The sequence below is a fragment of the Psychrobacter sp. genome, from assembly GCF_030457785.1.
Classification (GTDB): Bacteria; Pseudomonadota; Gammaproteobacteria; order Pseudomonadales; family Moraxellaceae; genus Psychrobacter.
This window is the reverse complement of sequence record NZ_JAKDUI010000278.1, coordinates 1-2,510: the sequence shown is the minus strand read 5'-3', so window position 1 is coordinate 2,510 and position 2,510 is coordinate 1. Positions and strand designations below refer to the sequence as shown.

The 2,510-nt window shown below is 44.9% G+C and carries 2 protein-coding genes and 1 other RNA gene; all 3 read right to left on the bottom strand.

The window, feature by feature from the left end; translation table 11 throughout:
- Nucleotides 1-1,251, bottom strand: a 1,251-nt coding sequence (locus L0J61_RS10515) for a M48 family metalloprotease (RefSeq protein ID WP_301466389.1), incomplete at its 3' end; no start/stop codon positions are given.
- Nucleotides 1,252-1,395: 144 nt separating this feature from the next.
- On the bottom strand, nucleotides 1,396-1,992 hold the full coding sequence (locus tag L0J61_RS10510) for a LemA family protein (protein WP_301466388.1): 597 nt from the start codon (nucleotides 1,990-1,992) through the stop codon (nucleotides 1,396-1,398).
- 189 nt (nucleotides 1,993-2,181) lie between these two features.
- Nucleotides 2,182-2,278, bottom strand: an RNA gene (ffs, locus tag L0J61_RS10505) — signal recognition particle sRNA small type.
- Nucleotides 2,279-2,510: the final 232 nt, after the last annotated feature.

Here is a 2,510-nt window from a genome sequence, read left to right as displayed (position 1 = left end):
AGCCACACCGCCCAATCTGCGCTGCTCATAGATGGTGTCTATTTTTTGTTGATTTAGACGCTTGTCTCTTGCGACTTGTACCGCGAAATCGTGATAAGCACTGCTATTAACCGCCGTCATGCGCTCGGCCAAACTAGGATGAGTAGCAAACCACGAAACATCACCCAAGTCTGCCCCACTACTGGCAAAGAAAAAATGGCTAAGCCCGTTGATATCTGCGACGCTTGATAACCGTGACCCATGCGAATCTTGATGGATTGTTTTTAAGGTTTCCATAACTGCCAGTGAGCGGGTCAGTTGCACACTGGTGGCATCGGCGAGCAGTTCACGCTGACGGTTAAAACTGTGCTTGATCAATTGCGCACTTGCCATACTCGAAAAGCTCAGACCATGCAACAACAGTGTCCAAATACTGCGCGGTGCTTCGCGATTAACGACGTGCCGATGTTGTAGCTGCCTAGAGTGACCTTTGGCGGACGACTTGCGGTTTTGCGCTTGATTGTGGGCTCGCCAATATGCTATCCAGTCACTATGGCTCATAAAGTTCTCTGTTTCCGCCTCAGTGCTACGAGCTTGTCTATCAATAGACTTTTGTGATGAGAGGGTATTTTGACTCACATCATTATAATCAGCGTAGCGACTACGATGACTGCTATTACTGATAGGATCGCTCCAATCATAGACTATTTGCAATCCTGCTAGCACTACCATCAATTGTAAGTTAAACCTAGCATCACCATGCAAGATATGACCATATTCGTGTCCGATGAGTCCATATAACGCATCGTCAGACAATTTATCAAGCGCACCTTGAGTGACGATCATTACCATGTCTTGACTATGTCGACCAGCCACAAAGCCATTGATCCCCTGCTCATCGGGCAACACATAAAGAATCGGCATACGCAAACCCGCGGCAATGGCTAATTGCTGGGCTGTTTCATAGTATCGACGATAAATAGGTGGAAAATCGCGCTCATCACGCACTGCGATATGACGGGCACTATAGCGAACTTTCTCTGGACTCGTACACTCATGAGTTACTCCTTGACTATGCTTCCACGCATCTTGACTGTTATCAATAAACAGCCGAACAGCGCCCACCCGCTGAGCAATAGCACGACCGCCAGACTTTAAACGACGATACTCTAGGAAACTCCAGCCAATAAAGCCAGCCAACGTCCACACGATAACCAGCACTAGCACCCAATAGTAAATACCATCCGTAAATAGTGTTAGTAATAACGCCATCACAGCAAGCGCTACTGCCACGTGTGCAAGTACAATGAAAAAAACAGCCCATAAAGTAATAGGCTGCGCCTTGTACGTGACCGCTGTTCACTGAAGAAATCCATCAGCTTATTCTACCTACTACTAACCCAACTCTGTCGCGCCTCAACCCATATTAACGGTCAGTGCTTGGCTAATCGCTTCTCTGTCTTCAAATACCAACTGACTAAGCGGACGGAATCCAAAAGTACTGCTGACAAGATTATTGGGAAATACTTCACGGTCATTATTGTAAAACATGACGCTATCGTTGTAATGCTGACGAGCAAAACCAGTTCGGTTTTCTGTATTGGTCAGCTCATCCATCAACTCTTTGATCACGCTGTCGGCTTTCAACTCAGGATACGCCTCTACGACAGCTGAGAACTGCCCCAAGGCTTTTGACAGCATGCTCTCCGCCTGCGCAAACATAGCCATATGCTCACTCGACTCTGGTTGGTGTTTATTTGAGTCTTGTAAACTTTGGGCATGATTACGCGCACTGATCACACGACTGAGGGTTTCTTCTTCATGAGTCAAATACCGCTTGGCAGTCTCAACCAAGTTCGGAATCAAATTATGCCGGCGTTTAAGTTGCACGTCTATCTGCGCAAAGCCATTCTTTGCCTGATTACGCCCCCGTACCAACTTATTGAATATCAACACGCCAAAGACAACAACCAATACAACAGTAATAATGAACAGCCAAACGAAAGTTTTCATAACCAGCCCTCAAAGCCTTCAGAATACATACCAACATTAATATACTATATTTTAATACATCTAAATCAATGAATACTAAAGTCTGCATAAAATACAGGCGCAAAAAAAGCCCTTATATTGAAGGGCTTAATATATAGAATGAGCACTTTGGCAGCGAGCATTACTCGAATTTCAGACAAAAAAAAGCGACTCCATCAGCACATCCTCGGCACACATTGTAACTATTACCGTTGCTACCTTCCGGTCCTGGCGGGATTCATAGAACAATGTTGCGAGGCTACCAACGGAGCCACCAGTTGCAAATTATACAAGAATTTTTCAGTTTTACAACCCCTATCGAAAAACTGTTCGCATTCTGTGTCAGTCAAAATGTTGTGATACTTAGTGACAAAACCCTTACAACGACTCGATGAAACTTTGATAGATTATTCTGAGGCTGTTAGCATCTATAGAACTACCCAACAAATGAACTACCCACTACCTTAGAGGTAGGGGTTTCTTAGGTAATGCTCATACTT